At 42.3% G+C, this 22010-nt stretch carries 21 protein-coding genes and 1 tRNA gene; 9 read left to right on the forward strand and 13 right to left on the reverse strand.

Annotation, left to right across the window (positions count from 1 at the left end):
- Positions 1-6: 6 nt before the first annotated feature.
- The 6 genes from AB5Z01_RS10315 to fucO all read right to left on the reverse strand — a co-directional run bounded on the left by AB5Z01_RS10315 (position 7) and on the right by fucO (position 6640).
- On the reverse strand, positions 7-1173 hold the full coding sequence (locus AB5Z01_RS10315; protein ID WP_181986146.1) for an ABC transporter permease: 1167 nt from the start codon (positions 1171-1173) through the stop codon (positions 7-9).
- Complete coding sequence (locus tag AB5Z01_RS10320; RefSeq protein ID WP_287215754.1) at positions 1160-2281, reverse strand: ABC transporter permease; 1122 nt, start codon at positions 2279-2281, stop codon at positions 1160-1162. The genes AB5Z01_RS10315 and AB5Z01_RS10320 overlap by 14 nt, the downstream gene beginning before the upstream one ends.
- A gap of 4 nt (positions 2282-2285) precedes the next feature.
- Complete coding sequence (locus AB5Z01_RS10325) at positions 2286-3233, reverse strand: ABC transporter ATP-binding protein (RefSeq protein WP_287215752.1); 948 nt, start codon at positions 3231-3233, stop codon at positions 2286-2288.
- Between the two features lie 140 nt (positions 3234-3373).
- Entirely contained in the window at positions 3374-4666 is a 1293-nt protein-coding gene (locus AB5Z01_RS10330; protein WP_287215751.1) for a HAMP domain-containing sensor histidine kinase, read from the reverse strand.
- Positions 4659-5339 (reverse strand): response regulator transcription factor, encoded by a 681-nt coding sequence (locus tag AB5Z01_RS10335; protein ID WP_117865364.1) that lies wholly within the window; start codon positions 5337-5339, stop codon positions 4659-4661. The genes AB5Z01_RS10330 and AB5Z01_RS10335 overlap by 8 nt, the downstream gene beginning before the upstream one ends.
- A 152-nt stretch (positions 5340-5491) precedes the next feature.
- Complete coding sequence (fucO, locus tag AB5Z01_RS10340) at positions 5492-6640, reverse strand: lactaldehyde reductase (protein WP_287215747.1); 1149 nt, start codon at positions 6638-6640, stop codon at positions 5492-5494.
- A gap of 443 nt (positions 6641-7083) precedes the next feature.
- On the opposite strand from fucO, the gene typA reads away from it, so the two are divergent.
- Positions 7084-8901 carry a translational GTPase TypA gene (typA, locus tag AB5Z01_RS10345; RefSeq protein WP_022287673.1) on the forward strand — a complete coding sequence of 606 codons (1818 nt, stop codon included), beginning with the start codon at positions 7084-7086 and terminating at the stop codon, positions 8899-8901.
- A 60-nt stretch (positions 8902-8961) separates the two neighbouring features.
- Here typA and AB5Z01_RS10350 read toward each other — a convergent pair whose 3' ends face one another.
- The 3 genes from AB5Z01_RS10350 to AB5Z01_RS10360 all read right to left on the reverse strand — a co-directional run bounded on the left by AB5Z01_RS10350 (position 8962) and on the right by AB5Z01_RS10360 (position 10671).
- A complete protein-coding gene (locus tag AB5Z01_RS10350) occupies positions 8962-9585 on the reverse strand; it encodes a response regulator (protein WP_368365524.1) in 624 nt (207 codons plus the stop codon).
- 1 nt (position 9586) lies between these two features.
- On the reverse strand, positions 9587-10336 hold the full coding sequence (locus AB5Z01_RS10355; RefSeq protein ID WP_287215746.1) for a sensor histidine kinase: 750 nt from the start codon (positions 10334-10336) through the stop codon (positions 9587-9589).
- A 206-nt stretch (positions 10337-10542) separates the two neighbouring features.
- Positions 10543-10671, reverse strand: coding sequence for a hypothetical protein (locus AB5Z01_RS10360; RefSeq protein ID WP_287215744.1), 129 nt, complete (start codon positions 10669-10671; stop codon positions 10543-10545).
- Positions 10672-10836: 165 nt separating this feature from the next.
- On the opposite strand from AB5Z01_RS10360, the gene AB5Z01_RS10365 reads away from it, so the two are divergent.
- From AB5Z01_RS10365 to AB5Z01_RS10390, 6 genes are all read left to right on the forward strand, one after another.
- The gene (locus AB5Z01_RS10365) at positions 10837-12834 is read left to right on the forward strand and encodes an NAD(+) synthase (RefSeq protein ID WP_287215741.1); all 1998 of its coding nucleotides are present in this window, start codon (positions 10837-10839) and stop codon (positions 12832-12834) included.
- A gap of 126 nt (positions 12835-12960) precedes the next feature.
- Positions 12961-14280 carry a glutamine synthetase family protein gene (locus AB5Z01_RS10370; RefSeq protein ID WP_022288386.1) on the forward strand — a complete coding sequence of 440 codons (1320 nt, stop codon included), beginning with the start codon at positions 12961-12963 and terminating at the stop codon, positions 14278-14280.
- A gap of 33 nt (positions 14281-14313) precedes the next feature.
- Positions 14314-14886 (forward strand): ANTAR domain-containing response regulator, encoded by a 573-nt coding sequence (locus tag AB5Z01_RS10375; protein WP_022288387.1) that lies wholly within the window; start codon positions 14314-14316, stop codon positions 14884-14886.
- A gap of 100 nt (positions 14887-14986) precedes the next feature.
- Positions 14987-15850, forward strand: a complete 864-nt coding sequence (gene fba, locus AB5Z01_RS10380; protein WP_038671333.1) for a class II fructose-1,6-bisphosphate aldolase — start codon at positions 14987-14989, stop codon at positions 15848-15850.
- 131 nt (positions 15851-15981) lie between these two features.
- The gene (locus AB5Z01_RS10385) at positions 15982-16512 is read left to right on the forward strand and encodes a QueT transporter family protein (RefSeq protein WP_038671335.1); all 531 of its coding nucleotides are present in this window, start codon (positions 15982-15984) and stop codon (positions 16510-16512) included.
- Between the two features lie 141 nt (positions 16513-16653).
- A tRNA-Leu gene (locus AB5Z01_RS10390) sits at positions 16654-16740 on the forward strand.
- Between the two features lie 195 nt (positions 16741-16935).
- Here the strand turns inward: AB5Z01_RS10390 and AB5Z01_RS10395 are convergent.
- The 4 genes from AB5Z01_RS10395 to AB5Z01_RS10410 all read right to left on the reverse strand — a co-directional run bounded on the left by AB5Z01_RS10395 (position 16936) and on the right by AB5Z01_RS10410 (position 20453).
- Positions 16936-17445, reverse strand: a complete 510-nt coding sequence (locus tag AB5Z01_RS10395) for a hypothetical protein (protein WP_287215737.1) — start codon at positions 17443-17445, stop codon at positions 16936-16938.
- 87 nt (positions 17446-17532) lie between these two features.
- On the reverse strand, positions 17533-18528 hold the full coding sequence (locus tag AB5Z01_RS10400) for a recombinase family protein (protein WP_287215735.1): 996 nt from the start codon (positions 18526-18528) through the stop codon (positions 17533-17535).
- A 108-nt stretch (positions 18529-18636) separates the two neighbouring features.
- Positions 18637-18819 (reverse strand): hypothetical protein, encoded by a 183-nt coding sequence (locus AB5Z01_RS10405; protein WP_022286812.1) that lies wholly within the window; start codon positions 18817-18819, stop codon positions 18637-18639.
- Between the two features lie 587 nt (positions 18820-19406).
- Positions 19407-20453 (reverse strand): AAA family ATPase, encoded by a 1047-nt coding sequence (locus tag AB5Z01_RS10410; protein WP_287215732.1) that lies wholly within the window; start codon positions 20451-20453, stop codon positions 19407-19409.
- Positions 20454-21186: 733 nt separating this feature from the next.
- Between AB5Z01_RS10410 and AB5Z01_RS10415 the strand changes: the two genes are divergently transcribed.
- Both AB5Z01_RS10415 and AB5Z01_RS10420 read left to right on the forward strand, forming a co-directional pair.
- On the forward strand, positions 21187-21684 hold the full coding sequence (locus AB5Z01_RS10415; protein WP_287215729.1) for a hypothetical protein: 498 nt from the start codon (positions 21187-21189) through the stop codon (positions 21682-21684).
- Between the two features lie 14 nt (positions 21685-21698).
- Complete coding sequence (locus tag AB5Z01_RS10420; RefSeq protein ID WP_195221618.1) at positions 21699-21944, forward strand: hypothetical protein; 246 nt, start codon at positions 21699-21701, stop codon at positions 21942-21944.
- The last annotated feature ends 66 nt before the right edge of the window (positions 21945-22010 follow it).

Genomic DNA, 22010 nt, shown 5'->3' on the forward strand with positions numbered 1-22010 from the left:
GTCAACTTATGCAAGGGAATTTACATCACCCTCACGCTTTTGCTTAACAAGCAGAGCAGCCACAGCAAAGAATGCTACTGCAAACAGTGCCTCGATACCAATGCAGATAAGATATTCCTTTGTGCTGAATACTCCACCGCTCATGCCGAAAAGCATATTGTTGGCTTTGGTGTACCAGTATGCAGGGAACAATCTTCCCACTGCAAGAACGCCTCCTGTGAGCAATTCCTGCGGCACGAAAACTCCGCAAAGAAAGCTCATGCCAAGACCGATTATGTTCGATATAGCATTTATGCCGTTGTCGCTAATGTCAAACTGCGCTATTATCATTGCTATGCCTGCGGCGGCAATGATATATACAAAGCTGTTAAGGCAGGCAAGCCAGAATTTCACGCTGAGCGTTTTGCCCCAAATTATTGCGACTATCATAAACAAAAGCCATATGCTAAACACCAAGATACTTGCCCCAAGAGCCGTCTGTCTGCTGTAGTTTGCTGACGTCAGACTTGAACACATTGTGCGTTCACGAACGCCTTTTCTGTTTAGCGTAAGTATTACAGGGCAAAGGGTAACAATGAGCATGGAAAGCATAACGTATGCAAGATACTGAAAATAGTAGCCGAATATTGCCGGCATACCTGTTCCGCCCTTGTTGTTAAAGTTTTTAAGCTCCGCATTAACTTGCTGAGAAACTGCCGATTGGGCAAGCTCCATAGCGTTTTCTGTGCTTTCACCTGCCGTCATGTACGCCTTTACGCTTGAAAGATAGTTGTCAAGCCTGCTTTCAAAAAGCTGTCCGCCGTAGCTGGAGGGCATTTTGAAATTCTCAAAAAGTCCGTCAAAATCCCCTGCGTTTATCTTGTCGCCAAAGCCCTTGTTTATATACAGAACATAGTTGGCACGCTGATAATAAACGGCGTCGATGACCTCGTCTTCATCATCTGCAAGCTCCACCTTTTTGTTGCCGCTGAATATAAAGTCCTGCAAACGCTTGCTTTCGGCACTGTTGTCACGGTCAATGACGGATATGGACATTTTATAGTCCTCATAGTCATTGTTATCTTTTGCAGTATCCGCCATTATTACTGCTATGACCATAAATATGACGAGATATAATATAGCAGACGTAAGCCTTGTTTTGAGTATTTTCATAAAGGTCTTAAAGACTTGCATATTTACGCCTCCTTGTAAGAACATATCCACCAAGGGTGAACAGCACTGTGTATATCGCCATTGAAATTATCTTCACTGTGAACCGCCTGTAATCTTCGTAGAGATTAAGACAGTAAAAGCTGTCTGAGATAATTGCGGCAGGGTTTATTTCATTGAATATCGGGCAATGCTCTGCAACAGTGCCTTTCATGGTGTTTGACATAAGACCGCTGAAGAAACAGCAGGTCATTGATACCGCCATGACAACAGACATTTTTAAACCCTCTTTTATGCGGAAAGAGCCAACGAAAAATCCCATGGATATTCCCATTATTCCGCCTAGCACTGCGGCAAGGTAAACAAGGGGGAGCTTACTGCCGAAATCCACTTTAAGCACAAATCTCAGGAACGTCACCGATATCACCATGCATATCATTTCCACCACATGAAAAGCAAGGAGCGTTGCCGTTATGCTTGTAAGCTTGTTCACTGGAGAACAGCAACGTCTTGCGCCAAGTGCAGACAGGTCGCCCTGATTTTCCTGTGCCACGAACAGACCTGACATCGAGCCGAAAAGTGCCGTCATGGCAAGAAGATTATAGAAAAACTGTATCGTTATGTCAGGATTGCCGTGAAGAGGTATATCCTCATTTGGGCTTATCTTCTCAGAAAGGGAAGCTATGACCTTATCAAGCTTTTGCGGAGCGTTCTTTGCAGTGTCGGTTATTATCTTTTCCTGAGTTTTGTATTGCTGTATGAAAGTCTTTACAATGGTCTGCTGGATACCTGTTGAGCCAAACTCAAGGGAGAGGTCGGAAGCCTTTATAATGCCTTTTATATCCTCGCTTTTAAGCATTTCTTCTGCCTTGTCAATGTCTGTATACGTCACCTTGAAAAGAGCCTCATCACTATCTGATATCTGTTCAAGCACCTGTTTAAGGATATCGTTTTCTTCTATATTTGTCACCGCAACAGGTATCGCATTGAATACAACATCTTTTTCGTATATTCCTGAAAACGCCATCTTAAAAAAGCAACCCAGTATTATAGGAAAGGCTATGAGCCAGAAGAGTACGGCTTTTTGACGCAGACAGCTTTTAAATTCGTATTTGAATATGTTTGAGAACATTCTATCACTCCTTATCCCTGAGAGCTTTGCCGGTTATTTCAAGGAAAACGTCATTGAGGGTAGGCTGCTCAGAATAAACGCTGCCGAAGCCCACCTGATTTTCCTGCAATATTTTCAGTATCTCAATAAGATTGTGCCGTCCCCCTGTACAGCGTGCAACGAGCTTGTTGTCGGCATAGGAAACATTATAAACGTGTTCCAAAGCTTCTATTTGTTCACGGACGTTTTCAGGAAGCTGGAGTATCTCGGCGGTGATAGTTTCGGTGTTCTTTATCATGCGTTTGAGTTCCTCTGTAGTACCCTCGGCTATTTTACTGCCCTTATCCATTATGGCGATACGTGTGCATATCTGCTCGACTTCTTCCATGTAGTGGGATGTGTAAATTATAGTCGCACCCTCACGGTTAAGCTGTAAAATGCCCTCCAGTATCTTGTTTCTTGATTGTGGGTCAACAGCAACTGTCGGCTCGTCGAGTATGATAAGCTCAGGCTTGTGTGCGATACCACAGGCAATGTTAAGTCGTCTGAGCAGACCCCCTGAAAGCTTTTTAGGGTGGAACTTCACGAAGTTCTCAAGTCCCACAAAAGCTATGGCATCGTCAACATATTTCTTTCGTGTGGCTTTGTCGGTGATGTAAAGCCCACAAAAATAGTCAATGTTCTCATACACAGTCAGCTCGTCAAACACCGCAACATTCTGCATTATAACGCCAATACGCTTTTTTACCCCATAGTTCACAGGGGACATTTTTTCACCGAATATCTCGATGTCGCCCTTATCGTATGCCAACAGTGAGAGCAGGCAGTTTATCGTGGTGGTCTTGCCCGAACCGTTAGGACCGAGAAGTCCGAAGACCTCGCCTTTTTTTATTTCAAGATCAAAGTGGTCAAGAGCAATAAGTTCCTTGTATCTTTTTACCAGATTGTCTATTTTTACTACAGTTTCAGCCATAAGAAAAAAACCTCCCTTAGTTTGTATTAACATTATACAATACTATCCGTCAAAAAGCTAGTGAGCAAAGTCACATCTTCATGTGACAAATGTCATATTATAAAAAAGCAGAGTGGCTGGTGACCAACTCTGCTTTGCAGTTATTTAAGCTGTGCTGTAAATATCATCATGCCGTTTTCGACTTTGCATGATATCTTGCTTTTGTGCGACCTGACTATTGCCTGTGCAATAGAAAGTCCAATGCCGTAGCCACCCTTTTTCTCGTCTTTTGACCGAGAACGTGAGCTGTCGTCACGATAAAATCTGTCAAAAAGTTTTGTTAGGTCGCCTTGCGGTGGTTCTTTGCAGGTGTTTGAAACTTCAAGGTCTGTTTCCTTGCCATTGTGAGAGGTGAAAAGCTTTACTATTATCTCGCCGCCCTCGTCAGCATATTTCACCGCATTTTCCGTGAGGATAGAAACAAGCTGTCTTATCGCACCCTCGTCGCCGTGATAGGAAAGTCCGTTGGCAACATCAATGGTGAGCTTTTTGCCCTTTGTTTCCGCAAGGGTAATAAAAGGCGAAGCGGCATCATAAACAGCGTCAGAGATATTGAAATCAGCCATGGTAAGAGCAGGCTTTTCCTCCTCCATTTTTGCAAGGCTCAAAAGCTCTTTCAGCAGACCGTTGAGCCTTGTTATCTGATTTTTTATACTCACCGTCCACTCGTTTGGCTCTGACACCATTTCAAGAACTTCCGTGTTTGCGGAGATTATGGCCAGCGGTGTTTTTATCTCATGCCCTGCGTCGGTGATGAACTGCTTTTGCTTTTCAAAGCTTTCCACAACAGGTCTTATGGCACGTTTTGAGAAGATTATGATAAGCAGACATACAAGTATATATCCTGCCGTACCTATAGCGCACGACACCAGCAAAAAGCGATTTTTGGTTGTGCTGTCACTGCGGCAGTCCATAAAAACTATTATCTTGCCTTTGTCAGTGTCGCCTGTTTTGTAGCGATAGTTTCCCGACGTGCCTGAGGTCTTACCGCTGTCAAGAACGCTTTCACCGTATTCTATAGCCTGCGAACTTGACACCGCCGCAACGTGTCCTGTATCTACCTTGGTTATTTCGCCATTGCTGTCGGCGTATACAACAAAATACCTTGTCTGATACTTAGTTTCCTCGTTAAAGCCTCTGTGCTTATCAGGCTTTTTGCTCTCAGGGGGAGAGGCGCTGTCTGAATTATCCTGCGGCTTGTCATGCTTCATGCCCTTGGGGTCGAACTCAGGAAATCTGCCGTCGTTTTCGATTATTATGTTCAGCAGATTGTCTGCATTCTTGTTGGTCTGATAGATGTTCACTCCATTTATGCCGCCTATTATGGTAAACTCTACGATAAGAAGGCACACAGCGGCGATAACAACGAATTTCCGCTGTAAACGCTTAATCATTATGCTTTTCCTCTAGTGTGTAGCCCACGCCCCTTGTGGCTTTTATCTCGACATCTGCACCGATAAGACCAAGCTTTTTACGCAGATATGAAATATATACCCACACCACGTTTATCTCAGCGTCAGAGTCATAGCCCCATATCTTTTCCATGAAACGCTCTGTGGAAATAAGCGTGCCGTGATTTAGCATAAGTGCTTCTATCATTTGAAACTCTTTGTTGCCAAGCTTCTGAGAGCCGTTAGGACCTGAAAGCTCAAAGCTCTGTCTGTTGAGAGAAACGTTTCCGAAAGTAAGGGTAGAGGGTGCAAACTCAGTGCGGCGGCGTGTCATTGCCCTTATTCTCGCAAGAAGCTCGCCCATTGCAAAGGGCTTTGTAAGATAATCGTCAGCACCTGAATCAAGTCCGGTTATCCTATCGTCAATATCAGACTTTGCAGTAAGCAGAAGAACAGGGGAGTCGATACCCTTTTCACGAAGTTTTGTAAGCACCTGTATGCCGTCCATACCAGGCATCATAATGTCAAGTATTATGCCGTCATAATCCTGTGCAATTGCATAGTTGTATGCGTCGATGCCGTTGTAAACAGCGTCAACAGAATAGTTTTTGTGTTTAAGCACTGCCGAAAGCGCATTTGCAAGCTCCACCTCGTCCTCAGCAAGAAGTAATCTCATTAAAATTCCTCCCTATAAGTCAGTATAATATCTTACGATATATGATAACCTATGAACTTTAAACTCACTTTAAATGTATTATACCATAAATATTCTTTTCGGGCAATAAAAATCTGCCCCCGAAAACCGAGGGCAGATAAAAGATTTTTGAATTAGAATGCTGTCTTATAGATGCCGAGGATAGACTCAACTGTGCAAGGTCTTGGATTTCCTCCTGTGCATACGTCTGCGAATGCAGACTCTGAAAGTGCCTGAAGATCCTCTTCCTTAACGCCTATCTCGTGGAGCTTCTCAGGGATTCCAACATCCTTTGAAAGCTGCTTAACTGCGTTTACTGCGGCTGCTCTGTATTCAGCCTGGCTCATGCCTGTTGTGTCAACGCCCATTGCTTCTGCGATGTACTTGAACTTTTTGCCTGTGTATTCAGCGTTGTACTCCATTACATATGGAAGAAGTACAGCGTTTGCAATTCCGTGAGGTGTGTCATAGAATGCGCCAAGTGGGTGAGCCATGCCGTGAACAACGCCAAGACCAACGTTTGAGAAGCCCATGCCTGCGATATACTGACCGAGAGCCATATCTTCTCTGCCCTGTGGGTCATTCTCAACAGCCTTTCTCAGTGAACGTGAGATTATCTCTATTGCTTTAAGGTGCATCATGTCTGTAAGCTCCCATGCACCAAGTGTTGTGTAGCCCTCGATAGCGTGTGTAAGAGCGTCCATACCTGTTGAAGCTGTAAGTCCCTTTGGCATTGATGACATCATCTTAGCGTCGATTATAGCAACTACCGGGATATCATGAGGATCAACGCAAACGAACTTTCTCTTCTTCTCCTCGTCTGTGATAACGTAGTTGATAGTTACCTCTGCGGCTGTGCCTGCTGTTGTAGGAACAGCGATTATAGGAATACTAGGATTCTTTGTGTCAATAGCGCCCTCAAGAGAAGTAACGTCAGCATACTCAGGGTTGTTTATGATGATGCCGATAGCCTTTGCAGTGTCCATTGATGAGCCGCCGCCGATAGCGATAAGATAGTCAGCACCTGCTGCCTTGAAAGCTTCGATACCAGCCTTTACTACCTTTACAGTAGGGTTAGCCTTTACCTGAGAGAATATATCATAAGCAAGTCCTGCTTCCTCCAAAAGATCTGTAACGTTCTTTGCAACGTTAAATTTGATAAGGTCAGGGTCTGTTACAACAAGAGCCTTTTTAAAAGCTCTCTTCTTTGCCTCTGTAACTATCTCGCTGATCGAGCCTGCACCGAAATATGAAGTTTCATTAAGTATCATTCTGTTAGCCATTTGATTATTCCGCCTTTCAAAATATATGATCTCTGTTATCAAAGTTATATCTTTGATTATTGATATTATATAACTTTTATACCATGATTTCAACTATTTTTGTGTAAAATATTAGTGGCGTAATATTGTGTAAAACAGCCAAAAACATAAATCATTTAATCTAAGGCACACCGTACAAGGCGTAACCTGTGAATGATACTTTTTTCTTGACAAATCGGCAAAAATGTGCTATAATTCTCAATTAGGAAAGTTACCTTGCGGAAAATTTCGCAAGGTGCTTTTGTGTTTTATAGGCTTTTTGTGAAAAATTACGATTTTCTTTCCTTTGATGGGAGAAAATATATTTATAATTTTTATTGTTTATAATTTTTGCGAAATATATTAAGCAAATCGTTACAGAAAGCATTCGCTTTGCTGTGTCTTGATAAATCGGAGGAGTATGTATGATTAGAGAAGATTTAAGAAATGTTGCTATTATTGCCCACGTTGACCACGGTAAGACTACCCTTGTAGACCAGATGCTCAAGCAGAGCGGTACTTTCAGAGAAAATCAGGCTGTAGAAGAAAGAGTCATGGACTCAAACGATATCGAGCGTGAGAGAGGAATCACTATCCTTGCAAAGAATACTTCTATCAAGTATAAGGACGTTAAGATAAACGTTATCGACACCCCAGGCCATGCTGATTTCGGTGGTGAGGTAGAGCGTGTTCTTAAAATGGTAAACGGTGTTATACTGCTTGTGGACGCAGCCGAGGGTCCAATGCCACAGACAAGATTTGTGCTTCAGAAAGCACTTGAGCTTGGTCATAAAATAATCATCGTTATCAACAAGATAGACAGACCTGACGCTCGTCTTAACGAGGTAGGCGACGAAGTTCTCGAGCTTCTCATGGATCTTGACGCTACTGACGAGCAGCTTGACAGCCCTATCCTTTATTGCTCAGGCAGAGCAGGTACAGCTACTCACTCACCTGATGAAGAGGGCAAGGATATGATACCTCTCTTTGATGAGATTCTCAGCTATATCCCTGCACCTGAGGTAGATACAGAGGGTCCAATGCAGTATCTTGTTTCCGCTATCGACTACAACGAGTATGTAGGAAGAATAGCTATCGGCCGTATCGAGCGTGGCGAAATGAAAGTTAATCAGGACGTTACGATCGGCGATTATCATCAGACTAAGAAGGAATATCGTGGCAAGATCGTTACAATGTATCAGATAGAAGGACTTAACAGAGTTCCATGTCAGAGTGCAAAGGCTGGCGATATCGTTTGTATCAGCGGTATCGAGAACATCACTATCGGTGACACTATCTGCGACTTCGGCAACTTTGAGGCTGTACCTTTTGTAAAGATATCCGAGCCTACAGTTGAAATGACATTCTCTGTAAATAATTCGCCATTCGCAGGCAGAGAGGGCAAGTTCGTAACGAGCCGTCACCTGAGAGACAGACTTTTCAAGGAGCTTCTTAAGGACGTTTCACTGAGAGTTTCTGAAACAGACAGCACAGACGCTTTCAAGGTTGCAGGACGTGGCGAAATGCACCTTTCTATCCTTATCGAGAATATGCGTCGTGAGGGCTATGAGCTTGGCGTTTCAACACCGCACGTTCTGTTCAAGGAGATAGAGGGCAAGCTTTGCGAACCTATCGAAAGACTTGTTATTGACGTTCCTGAGAACTGCGTAGGTTCTGTTATGGAGAAGATAGGTGCAAGAAAGGGCGAGCTTCAGGAAATGGCACCTGTTGGAAGCAGAATGAGACTTGAATTTCTTATCCCTGCAAGAGGACTTTTCGGATACAAGAGCGAATTCCTTACAGACACAAAGGGCGAGGGTATCATGAGCTCTGTATTCCATGACTACGAGCCATATAAGGGCGAGATACCAAAGAGAGCAACAGGCTCACTTGTTGCGTTTGAAACAGGCGAGGCTGTAACATACGGTCTTTACAACGCACAGGAGAGAGGCGAGCTGTTCATCACAGCAGGCACACCTGTATATGAGGGAATGATAGTTGGCGCTTCACCAAAGCAGGAAGACCTTGTTGTAAATGTCTGCAAGAAGAAGCACCTTACAAATACCCGTGCAAGCGGTTCTGATGACGCACTCAGACTTGTTCCGCCAAGAAATCTCAGCCTTGAGGATTCACTTGAGTTTCTCGCTGATGATGAGCTTCTTGAAGTAACACCAAAGAGCATAAGAATAAGAAAGCGTATTCTGAGCAACTCACAGAGAGCTAAGGAAAGAGCTAAAATGTAATAATAACAAAAAGAGGAGCGGTCATGCCGTCTCCTCTTTACTTTTTATGAAATTGTAGTGCTATTGTATGTTGGTATAGTAGAAAATAGCAAGCTGTGTGCGGTCACGGAGGGAGAGCTTTTCTAGGATAGTGCTGATGTAATTTCGCACTGTGCCCTCACTGAGATAAAGCAGTGAGGCTATCTCCTTGTTGCTAAGCCCTTTTGCCACCTGTTCGATTATCTCCTGCTCTTTTTCGACTATGTCGTAGTGGTCAAAATCAAAACTGCTGTGATTGGTAAGAAGCTCAGGAAGTTTGCTTGCAACATCTGAGCCGAAAACTGTCTGCCCATTCATGACGGTTTCAAGGGCAGGGCATATGCTTTCAAAATCCTGCTTTAAAATATATCCCTTTGCTCCCATAAGCACAGCCTTTATAATGTATTCATCATCAGAAAACGTGGTAAGATAAAGTATCCTTGCGTCAGGGTACCCAGCAAGGATCTTTTCGCCGGCTTCAATGCCGCTCATGCCGTTCATGCGGATATCCATAAGCAGAACATCAGGCTTGAGAAGAGAATAAAGCTCTATGGCTTCCTCGCCGCAGCTTCCCATGGCAAGAACTTTCACACTGCCTGTGCTTTCAAGAATGGTTTTCAGCGACACCGCCACAAGCTTGTCATCATCTATTATAACAATGTTCATGTCAAGACCTCCGTTCAGTCAGGCTTTGTTTCGGCACAGACAGAAAAATGCGGAATCCCTTGCTGCCCGATGTGATGTTTATGTTTCCATTTAAAGAAGCCGCACGCTCACGCATATTGGCAAGCCCCATGCCGTTTTCGTCTATCTTTTCGGGACAGCTTCCGTTGTCTGTGATACTAAGCTGATAAAGAGCAGGGTGTTCACGAATGATTATTTTTATGCTGTCACCGTCGCTGTGCTTTGCAGTATTGGAAAGTGCTTCTTTTATAACGCCAATAAAGCAAAGCTTCACATCTCGCGACATTCTTTCGGAAAAGTCATAATCACAGCTTACTGCAAATCTGTCTTTCAGAGGTCTTATGCAGTCTTCAACAGCAGGCTTTAGTGCGATAGAATCGTCATGAAGATCATGAACGCTGCTTCGTATGCTCGTCATGGCGGTGTTCAGCGTGCCGCTCAGGTCGTTGATGGCTTCACCGACAGTTTCATCTTTGTTTATGACCGAGAGCGCACCAAGCTGTAAAATAGACCTTGTGAGCATATGTCCCACGTTATCGTGTATCTCCCTTGCAATGCGGTTACGCTCTTTCAGCGTGGCAAGATATATCTCGTAGTCTTGATTTCTCTGCATGGCTTTGTTTTTTTCTACAAGCTGGGTGGTAAGTTCTTTTGAATTGTCACGAGTATTTATGAGCATCTTTGTCAGCTTTTCGTTCAGAACGCTGCGGCTTGAAATTGTGAAGCTTACCAAAAAAAGAGCGACAAGCGGGAAAATGTCTTTTCCCAGAGTGAATATATTTGCAAGTACGCCTATGAATGTTAAAACCATAGCAGGGTAAAATTTTGTACAGAAAGCATCATAAAGCACCAAAGGGGCGAGTATCAAAGCTTCTTTACTGAAAATGCAAAGTGAGCTGTACGCAATAACTGAAAGGTATGCAACGGTAGAGCTTGGTTTTATTGAAAGATAGCGGAGCATATTACAGCCAATAGCAATGTGGTGATGTTTGACGGATCTGTTCCCTCTGCAAGCATAAAAGCACAGCAGCTAAGGCCTAAAAGAAACTTATCCCACAGCTTGTTCATATGGCGTTCCCCCCTTGATGTGATATCTCAATTTTAACACATTAGTGGTCGATTGTCTAGTATCGTTCTAAAATAGTTTTGCTATACTGTAAAAATCATTGACTTATACCTATAAAAAATGGTATAATGATAACAATGATAATTTCTTGTAAGGAGCTTATTTTTATGAAAGACGGTTTTATAAAGGTTGCCGCCTGCACCCCTGAGATACAGGTGGCAGACGTTGACTTCAATGTGGATAAAATAATCAGTCAGCTTGAAAAGTGCAGGGAAGAGGGCGTAAAGGTCGCTGTGTTCCCTGAGCTTTGTATAACAGGCTATACCTGTCAGGACTTGTTCTTTCAGAACGCTTTGCTTGATAGGGCGATGTACGGTGCTGTGAAAATAGCGAAGAAAACTGTCAACAGCGATATGCTTGTGGCTGTTGGTATGCCTGTGAGGGCAAAGGGCAAGCTTTATAACTGTGCGGCAGTTATACAAAACGGTGAGATACTGAAATTTATACCGAAAACGCATTTACCGAATTATAACGAGTTTTATGAGGCAAGGCATTTTGCACCATATATGGGCGGCAATATCCAGCTTGAGCTTACACAGTATTTTGCCGATGACGATATGCATTCTGCACAAATGGGACAGTATGTCTTTGAGCTTGACAACTGGGAAAACAACGGCGAGCAGCCAAGCGACTGCGTGAAGATAGGCTTTGAGCTTTGCGAGGATCTGTGGGTGGCTGACCCTGTTTCAAATTATCTTGCTAAATCGGGTGCAACGCTTATTTGCAATCTGTCCGCAAGCGATGAGGTCATCGGCAAGGATTCTTACCGCAGACAGCTTGTGTCAAATCAGTCTGCAAGACTGGTGGCAGGATATATCTACTGCTCCGCCGGTGACGGTGAGTCAACGCAGGATATGGTCTTTTCGGGTCACAATATCATTGCGGAAAACGGCTCTATACTTGCAGAGAGCAGACTTTTTGAAAACGGCATAACTATATCTGAGATAGACTTCAAAAAGCTTGCGTTCGAGAGAAGAAAGATCTCCACCTATCCTGAGAGCAATTCGGTTTGGGATCAGCTAAATGAAATTTATAAGCCGTATTTTCTTGACGTTCTGCCTGTAGATTATATCACCTTTGATATGTGTGATACCAAGCTTACAAGGAAATTTTCTAAAACGCCTTTTATCCCTGCAAATCAGGCGGAGAGAAATGAGCGTTGTCACCTCATTTTGCAAATGCAATCCCATGGACTTATGAAGCGTATCGCACACACACATTCCAAAACTGTGGTCATTGGCATTTCAGGGGGACTTGATTCTACGCTTGCACTGCTTGTATGTGTAATGGCAATGGACTTGCTGAAACGTCCTCATACTGATATCGTTGCGGTGACGATGCCATGCTTTGGCACAACAAAGCGCACACGCTCCAATGCGGAGATACTTTGCGACGCTTTGGGGGTAACGTTCAGAGAGGTGGATATCTCAAATGCAGTTTTACAGCATTTTGAAGATATCGGTCACGATTATAACGATCACAGCGTTGTGTTCGAGAATGGTCAGGCGAGAGAGCGCACAAAGGTGCTTATGAATATCGCAAATCAGGTGAGCGGAATGGTGGTCGGCACAGGCGACCTGAGCGAGCTTGCTCTCGGCTGGGCGACCTACAACGGCGACCATATGTCCATGTACGGTGTGAACGCTTCTATCCCTAAAACGCTGGTAAGACATATCGTTCAATATTACGGCGACACCTGCACATCTGATACTCTGAGAAATGTACTGTACGATATTTTGGACACTCCTGTTTCTCCTGAGCTTCTTCCTACTGATGAGAGTGGCACTGAGATGACACAGAAAACAGAAGACCTTGTCGGTCCATATGAGCTTCATGACTTCTTCCTTTACTATGGCATACGCTGGGGCTTTGAGCCGTCAAAGGTGAAAAGGCTTGCGAAATATGCCTTTGAGGGGGATTATCCTGACGAGGTCATAGACAAGTGGCTCAAAACATTCTATCGCAGATTTTTCTCACAGCAGTTCAAACGCTCCTGCCTGCCTGACGGCGCAAAGATCGGTTCTGTTACCCTGTCACCGAGAGGGGATTGGAGAATGCCGTCTGACGCTGTGGCTAAGCTTTGGCTGGATGATATCGACAAATAACGCAAGGTAAAAATAAAGTAACAAAATCTTTATAACTGCTCGGTTTTACAGAATTGGCTGTTCAGATATAATTATAAGTAAGGAACGGAAAACTTTTCTGAACAGTATCATTACGGAGGATTTATTATGAAATACACAGAGAAAGAGGTTTTGCAGTTCGTTGAAGAAAACGACGTAAAGTTCGTAAAGCTCATGTTCTGCGATATATTCGGTTCGCTAAAGACTATCTCTGTTATAGCAGGCGAGCTGCCGAAAATATTCAGAGAGGGACTTATCTTTGACGCTTCAAAGCTCGGTGGCTTTTTGAATGTGACTGCTTCAGACCTTAGACTTTTCCCTGACCCTGATACGCTGGCGCTTCTTCCATGGCGACCGCAGCACGGCAGGGTAGTAAGATTTTTCTGCCACCTGAAATATCCTGACGGAACGGCTTTCGAGGGAGATGGCAGGTTTTTCCTCAAAACTGCTATCGCATATGCGAAGGGCAAGGGATATAACTTCCAGATAGGTACTTCATGCGAGTTTTACTGTTTTGAAAAGGACGATACTGATATGCCTACAAAGCGTCCTCACGATTATGCAGGCTATTGTGACGCTGCGCCTGTTGACAGGGGAGAAAACCTTAGACGTGACATATGCCTGACACTTGAGCAAATGGATATTTTCCCAGAAAGCTCAAGACATGAAACCGGTCCGGGTCAGAACGAGATAGATTTTCAGTATTCAAACGCACTGAAAGCTGCCGATAATCTTGTGACGTTCAAGAACGTTGTAAAATCTGTGGCTGACAGAAACGGGCTTTACGCAACGTTCATGCCAAAGCCTATCGTCGACAACTGCGGATCTGGTCTGCATATAATGCTCATGTGCATGAAAGGCACAGAAAATGTTTTCAGACCTCAGCTTGGCGGACTTTCCAAAGAGGCTGAGCGCATGATAGCAGGAATACTGAAAAACGTTGGCGATATGACGCTGTTTCTAAACACCACTACAAATTCATACAAACGTTTTGGCAGTCTGCTTGCACCTAAGTACATTTCATGGTCACATGAAAATTATGCACAGCTTCTTCGTGCACCGCTTGCTGATACAGATGAGAATGGTATAATACTCCGTTCAGCAGACAACACCTGTAATCCTTACTTTGCTATGGGTCTGCTTATTTATGCCTGCATAGACGGCGTTATAAATAAGGAAGAACTTCCAAGACCTATTAATTTCAATATAGGCTCGGCAGATGAAAGCGAGCTTGCAAAGCTTGAAACACTTCCGCAGTCTTTGAAAGAGGCAGTGGAACGTGCTGAAAAGAGCGAGTTTCTTGCGGATAGGCTTCCTGAGCATATGTTGGAGCGTTTTATCGCAATAGAAAAGGAGCTTATCATAGAATATGAGAGAGCTGCCGATAAGGAGCAGTTTGAAACAGCCAGATATTTTTATCATCTGTAATGTCAGAGAAAGCTAAAAAAAGGAGGTGGGGAAATGGACAGGATACTTGTGGCTTCAAGCAATGACAAGGCAACAGCTATGCTTGTGAGTCTGTTAAAAGAAACCTTTCCCACCTGCAAGACTTCTATAGCCGCAACGGGTCTTGAAACAAGGCGTGCAGTAGGGTCAGGCAGTTATGACTGTGTCGTGATAAACTGTCCATTGTCAGACGAATATGGCAACGAGCTTGCGGAGATAGTCTGCACCTCAACTGACGCAAGCTGTGTGGCTATCGCAAAGTCGGAAAATGCGGATATCCTTGCGGATAAACTGGAAGATTTCGGCGTAATGGTGATACCAAAGCCACTAGGCAGACAGTATTTTTACCGTTCAATGAAATTTGTCAGTGCCGCAAGAAAAAGAATGCTGGGCATAAGGTCTGAAAACCTGAAACTGCACAAAAAGCTTGAAGAGATAAGAACGATAAACAGAGCAAAGTGCTCACTTATGCAGTATCTTGGCTTTACAGAACAGCAGGCTCATAAATATCTTGAAAAGCAGGCTATGGATAAGAGATGCACAAAGATCGAGGTGGCTCAGAAGGTCATTGAGATGTACGAGGTTTAAATGTTACATAATTGTTAAATTAATGACACGCTATTGCAATTGGCGGAGTAATGTTGTATAATAATAGAGGAAAATTTTAAATAACGGAGGTCGTTAAAAAATGTTAGTTTCAGCTAAGGAAATGATGACAAAGGCACTTGCAGGCAAGTATGCTGTAGGTCAGTTCAATATTAACAACCTTGAGTGGACAAAGGCTATCCTTCTCACTGCTCAGGAACTGCAGTCACCTGTAATTCTTGGTGTGTCTGAGGGCGCAGGCAAGTACATGACAGGCTTTAAGACAGTTGCTGCTATGGTTAAGGCAATGGACGAAGAGCTTGGTATCACAGTACCTGTTGCACTTCATCTTGACCACGGAACATATGAGGGCTGCTACAAGTGCGTAAAGGCTGGCTTCTCATCTATCATGTTCGACGGTTCACACTATCCATTTGATGAGAACCTTGCTAAGTCAACTGAACTCGTTCACGTTGCAGATCAGCTTGGTCTTTCTATCGAGTGCGAAGTTGGTTCTATCGGCGGCGAAGAGGACGGCGTTGTAGGTATGGGCGAGTGCGCAGATCCAGACGAGTGCAAGACAATCGCTGATCTCGGTGTTACAATGCTCGCAGCTGGTATCGGTAACATTCACGGTAAGTATCCAGCAAACTGGCCAGGTCTTTCATTCGAGACACTTGCTGCTATCAAGGAAAAGGTTGGCGATATGCCACTGGTACTTCACGGCGGTACAGGTATTCCTGATGACATGATCAAGAAGGCAATCTCACTTGGCGTTGCAAAGATCAACGTAAACACAGAGTGCCAGCTTTCATTCCAGGAGGCTACAAGAAAGTACATTGAAGAGGGCAAGGATCTTCAGGGCAAGGGCTTTGACCCAAGAAAGCTTCTCAATCCTGGCTTCGAGGCTATCAAGGCTAAGGTCAAGGAGAAGATGGAACTCTTCGGCTCTGTTGGCAAGGCTTAATCAATAGCTAAATTAACGTAAATAAACGGGCTGTCGTTTCGGCGGCAGCCTTTTTATGTTATTTTATTTTCCAATTAAATAGAGTGTAACCTAGATCAACCACTCACAAATAAAAACAAGGAGATTTTTTTATGGAAATTTTCAGTGCACGTCGTTTAACAAACATGGGACTTATTGCAGCGATATACGTTGTGGCAACAATGCTTTGCAGCTCGCTTGCATACGGACAGGTACAGTTCCGCATATCTGAGGTTTTGATGCTACTTTGTTATTTCAACAAGGATTACATCATTTCGCTTTCTATAGGTTGTTTGATAGTCAATCTGTTCAGTACGCTCGGAATGGTGGACGTAGTATTTGGAACGCTTGCTACAGTTGTGGCAGCGGTTCTTATCTATCTGCTGAGAAACAAGGTAAATCTTGTAGTTGCGTCGCTTTTCCCGGTGATATCAAATGCGGTGATAGTTGGCTTTGAACTGACGTATGTCTTCAAGACGCCGCTTCTTGTGAACATGGGCTGGGTAGCCTTAGGCGAATTTGTATGCGTAACGATAGTTGGTGTAATACTTATCAAGGCGCTTATGAAGAACAAGTATTTCAGCAAGCTTGTGACTTTCGGCATGAGTGATCAGGCTCTTAGTGAGCAGTTTAAAAACGGGTGACGATTCCGATATAAAAATCAGCCTGACTTTTTAGTCAGGCTTTATTTTTTGGCGTTTTTAACGAAAAAACTGCGAAAAAGTATTGACAAAGTACGTGTAATATGATATAATATATACGTTGCATTGAGCAACGTTAAATATGCGGATGTGGCGGAATTGGCAGACGCGCTAGCTTCAGGTGCTAGTGATCGCAAGGTCATGTGGGTTCAAGTCCCGTCATCCGCACCACGAAAAGCTCGATTTTATCGGGCTTTTTTCTTTTGCTCCAGTAAAAATAAATGGGCAGACACGCTGGCTCTAAGAACAATTTTTAATTGATATTATGCTAAAACGCACTACCATAGCTAATGCGTCTGTCGGTTAATATATTCATATATGTAACGAACAAATCCGCAGGCGATACTGCGGATTTCGTTTTAATTTCTATGCACTTTCTAATTCTTCTGTTGGCTCAATAAACACGCTGACAGTTCCATTAAACTCTCCGTTCATCTCGAACCTGATGTCAAGACTTTTATCTTCGTTTTGATGAATGAAAATCCGCTTGACTAACATTCTTAGATTGATATCCGAAATCGTACCCTCGGACAGGATTTCATCAAGTATCTGTGTTGTGTTTTTAAGCTGTTCTTTTCTCTGTTTGCAGATTTTGTCATACTCTTTAAGATCAGTTATCCGTTTTTCAATAGCGGATATTTCTTCTTCACGCTTTGTAATCATATTGTTGTAGACCTGCGAGTGTTCTCTGTCTCCAATACGTTCAATTATCAAATCTTCAATCTGCTGTCTAAGCGATAAAATTTTATCATTGAGCTGCTGTATCTGACGTTCGTACAGCGGCTTTTTCTTTACCCAATCCTTGACGATCTTGTTGTAGCGCTCGCTTTCGACAAGTATTGTTTCACGAAGTCCTCGGACTTCATCTTCGATCAAAGCGTCAAGCTGATTTTCACGGACTGTGTGCGGAGTACAGTATTGCTTGCCGTAGCGGTGTGCGCTGTTGCAAGTGTATTCAACGTACTATTTGCCTTTCCATTTTCTTGTGCGAGCTACAAAGCAAGCCCCGCAGTCGGAGCATTTTATTAATCCGGAATAGCGATGAAGATTCCTGCCATTTTGCGAACGTGGATTAATCTGTGAACGCTGTTCCAGTAAAAACTGTGCCTGTTTCCAAGTTGTTTCATCAATTATTGGTTCGCAGAAATTCTCATGGCGATACTGTTCTTCGGGCGGAATGAAAGTTTTGGTTTTGTATATTTTTGAAGTTACTGTCTTATGATTAACCATTGTGCCAATGTATAATTCATTTGTGAGAATGCGTTTGATTGCTGTTTGTACCCACAAGTATTTTTTAGAGATGTCGGGTTTCCAATCTGCTAGCTTTCTGCGCTGATAGTATTCTGGTGATTTTATTCCACGTTCGTTCATCTTCTTTGCGATTGTGGTCAAGCCGTAGCCGTCAACGTATAGCTTGAATGCTTCCTGCACTATCCAAGCTGTTTCATCGTCTACCAAAACAGTATTTGTGTTTCGGTCACGCTTGTAACCGAGGGGTAAGGACTCTATCAGACCTTTTCCTTTCTGCTTTTGACGTACACCTGCTTTTACTTTTTTGCTGATGTCCTTAGCATAAAAATCGTTGAAGATCTGCTTGAATCCAATCATCAAATCGTCATTCTCGTTACTGGAATCAATGCCCTCAGTCACAGAATAGACCTTGACATTGTTCTGTCGCAAGTGATCTATGAACAGTTCCGTTTGAGTACGGTGTCTGCCAAGTCTTGATAGATCCTTGACCAGAACTACATCAATTTTACCTTCGTCAACAGCAATTTCAAGTTCTCCTAAGCCTTTTCTGTTAAACGTCATTCCTGAAACATTGTCATCAAAGCTCTCTCCGACGATTTCGTAACCATTCTGCTCAGCGTAATCAACTAAAATCTGTCGTTGATTTTGCAGACTGTTCATTTCCTCATCTTCGTCACGAGATAATCTGTAGTATAGCCACGCTCTCATTTTATCGACCTCCTTTAAATTCGGCAGGCACGCTATGGTGTGTCTGCGTTACCTATCTGAACTTCGTTCAGATTGACACTACCACAAGCCGACCTGAAAGTCCAGCGATTACGCTGTTTTATCAACAAGTTCTACCTTTTCAATAAAATCGGAGTCGGAGCATTTGGACATACTATCTGAATTCAAATAGTCGTTAATCATGGACTCCATGAAGGTATCAAATGTCTTTCCGTCGCCATTATAGATAACAGTGACTGAATTGATTTTCGGGATTTCTCTTTGTCTTGGCATATTTTTATCGCCCTCCTTACTGTCTTTTCAGTTTCTTTTTCTCTGATTTTTAAACTGATCATTTTTAATCATTCCTTTCTTAAAATTTCGTTTGACATCATCAACAACGCCCGCAATTATGCCGATTTCACGCAGTTTTTTGCACTTACGACCCCTCAATCATTCAAAGCTCAAATTTATGACCCCATAAAAATTATGCACAATCATTTTGCTGAAACTGCGTGTTTTCGGCATTTTTGCGGCGAGCTTTGCTCGTCCGCTGTGAACGTTTAGGGGGCTACGACCCCGAAACTTTAACTTGCAATGAAATATTTTACTTTGCTTTAACTGCTGCATATCTGGTATTTGTGCAGATTAACAACTGCCTTTTTATTATCAGAATTAAAACCTCTCACACATATCGCCCACAGCGGCTAACAAATCGCCTGTGTCGGCTTTTGAAATGCTTTGGCTAAACTTACCCGACAAAAATTCAAGCCCGCAAATCGGCTTACGTTGCGTTGACAGTAACCTTGAAATGTTGACAGTAACTTTATCCGATTTCAGTTACTGTCACACCTGCTGTCATCATCGTAAACCAAGCATTTTCAAGGGTTTGCGAGGTATTGCTTATGCGCTCCGTTGACAGTAACGACAGTAGAATTTTTACTGTCACTACTGTCACGCTCATGGTCGTAATGAAGATTTATCAGTCTGCCGTTTCTTGTTCGCTTGTACTGAAAATCAATTCCGTACTTTCTCAGAGTGTAACCGTTCTGCACCAGATCTCTTGTTACTCTGTTGGGATAAAACGTTTCATCGGAAACACTTTTCAGAACATTCACTAATTCCGAAGCTGTACCGCAGAAATCAATATGCTTCTTAAGATACACATACAGTGCAGCCAGAAAAATGTTATCCTTGCTTTTACAGTCGGACGGCTCATCGGTGACTATCCACTTTTTCAAATCGCTGTCAAACTGCAAATTAATTTCTGCGTTTTCAATATCACGACCTACACAATGAAGCTTTGCTGTACGACTTCCACGCTTGCTTTCAATCAGAACCATGCTTCCGTCAACACAACCGCTTAAGCCTGTACTGCCTGAGATCATATTAAATGGATCGCTGTCAGCACACTTTCGTGTGTGATGCACAACTACGATTGTAATTTCAAGCTTGTCGGCAAGTGCTTTCATCACAGACAGTTCTTTGTAATCAGTACCGTAGCCTGACTCCGATTCGTTACGCACCTTTTGCAGAGTGTCAATGAACACAACTTTTAAATCGTAATGCTCATTTTTAAAGTTTTCAATCTCTTCCTCCAAACCGTTCCCGATTGATTCGGACATGATTACAAAATGCAATCGCTCTGCAGGTTCGTCAGTGATTTCGTAAAGACGATTTTGGATTCGCACATAGCTATCTTCCAGACACAAGTACAGCGCAGTTCCTTGTGTAGTTTGCTGACCTAATACCTTTTCTCCTTTCGCTATAGACAAGCACATATCAAGCGCAAGCCACGATTTTCCGACTTTTGGTGCTCCTGCTAAGATATACAGACCTTGTGCAAGCAGATTGTCAACTACAAATTCAATCGGTTTGTACACTGTGGTCATGATCTCCTCGCAGGACTTTGAGTTGAACTTTTTCAATTTATCAAGCCTCCTATTCAATTTTCAAGTTGCTATTAAGTTTCACCCTTTCTGCTCACGGCGAAAAATATATACAAAACAAAAAGCTCGTAAAGACGTTTAAATCTTTACAAGCTTTTATCATTCTCCATTTTCATGGTATCGCATTTTGATACATTTGTCAAGAGGTATGCAGTATTTTCATTGTTTTGCACAGGAGATTGGATTTTGATACTGTGGCAAGATGTGCGTTTTCGACGTCGCTGTTTGCGATGGAGGGTGTGGCAGTTATATTTATGTATGTGATAGTCACACTGTTTAATGGACTTGTCCATAAAATAATCCAGAGGTATTATTGACAAATCAAGAAAAACAACCACAAAAGAGATTATGTGTTTCCAATCGGACACACAAAAGCCCCAGAAGATGCCACTTCGAGGGTCTTTTTGCTACTTGTCGGATTTATGCCTGTCTAAACACTTGCAAATATAGTAACCATCTACACTTACCACAACAGACAAAACTAAAAAGTGCATTATATTATCTTTTTTATAACAAAGTCAATGAAAATGTCCTATATATTATTTAATATTTTGCACATTATGAATAAAATATAATTTTGTTCATAAACATATATTGACAAAATATTATTGCTATGTTATTATAATGTTGTAAAACGTTTTACTAAATAAATATTAACATAAAAGGAGTAAAAAAATGAATAACTTCATCAAAAAAAACTTTATGTGCAGCTTTGGCAACTATTATGATGTCTGGAACTTTTGCGGTAGCAGATGCTGCAAGCACAAGTAAAAAAGATAATACGGGTAATTCCTGCAAGTATAAAAATTCTATTAATTTAGGTCTAAATTCATATACAGCATATGGAGACAATGGTGCTGTTAATAGTATACATGAAGTTAAATATAATTATGGAACGGCTACATTTACCCCTTGCAATGGTAAGACTAACGCTAATAAGGTAATTTGGTACGCTGAATGGAAAGAGTCTGGGATAATTAAAGATAAGATCAAACATACTTACACTTTAAAAAATAATTCAACAGAGTCGAGAGATTTAAGTGATGGAATGAAGTGGAATACATTTGATAAAGATATTACATATTTTAGAACTGATATTTATCCAATAATATCACCTGCAAATACATCAGTAAAAAAATCACAGAACAATACATATACATCAAATAACAATAAATATCGTAGACGTGCAAGTACTAATATAACTCATTAATCAGGAGATATTTAATGAATACATTATCAATTGTTATAAAAAATCTAAAAAACTTTATAATTAAACATACTGTTGTTTTTATCATAATGTTTATTGCACTTATTATATCTACAATTACAATATTGTATGTAGTGGTTAAGCTTGATTGCTTATCTGACAAGTTTAGTGCAGGTGATTTATCTCTCAATAAAATTGACTTAAAGAATAACGAATGTCAACTGGCAATTGATGATATTTCAGACAGATTTCAGGCGCTGTAAAAAAACGCGCAATAAAAAAAGACTGCAACCACCCTTAAAAGGGTAGGAAAGCAGTCTTTTTTGTGG

Source organism: Ruminococcus sp. RTP21359st1_H3_RTP21359_211015 (genome assembly GCF_040909065.1).
GTDB lineage: Bacteria > Bacillota > Clostridia > Oscillospirales > Ruminococcaceae > Hominimerdicola > Hominimerdicola aceti.